The sequence below is a fragment of the Bacillus sp. SIMBA_008 genome (assembly GCF_046535495.1).
In the GTDB taxonomy this organism is placed as follows: Bacteria; Bacillota; Bacilli; order Bacillales; family Bacillaceae; genus Bacillus; species Bacillus subtilis.
Window position 1 is genome coordinate 1 of the sequence record NZ_JAWRWL010001444.1, and the last position, 229, is coordinate 229.

Annotated in this window: 1 protein-coding gene; it reads left to right on the top strand. The window is 60.7% G+C overall.

All coding sequences use genetic code 11. The features are described 5' to 3' along the window. A partial coding sequence (locus SB658_RS28260) for a hypothetical protein (protein ID WP_410603935.1) occupies positions 1-229 on the top strand: 229 nt, incomplete at both ends.

Here is a 229-nt window from a genome sequence, read left to right on the forward strand (position 1 = left end):
GATCGCCGACAAAGTATGCGCGACGATGAACATCTACGATGGACGCGCTTCTAGTCGCGAGAAAGACCTCGTGGACCGCGTTGTACTAGCGGCGACGCAAGACATCGATGGTGCGGCGCTGTCGCTCGCAATTGACACCGAACGGCGCCGGCGTCAGATGCATCCGTTTACGGCGTTCGTGGTGCCACGTAGCTGGGGACGCGGGTACACGAAGCTGAGTAGGTCGGTG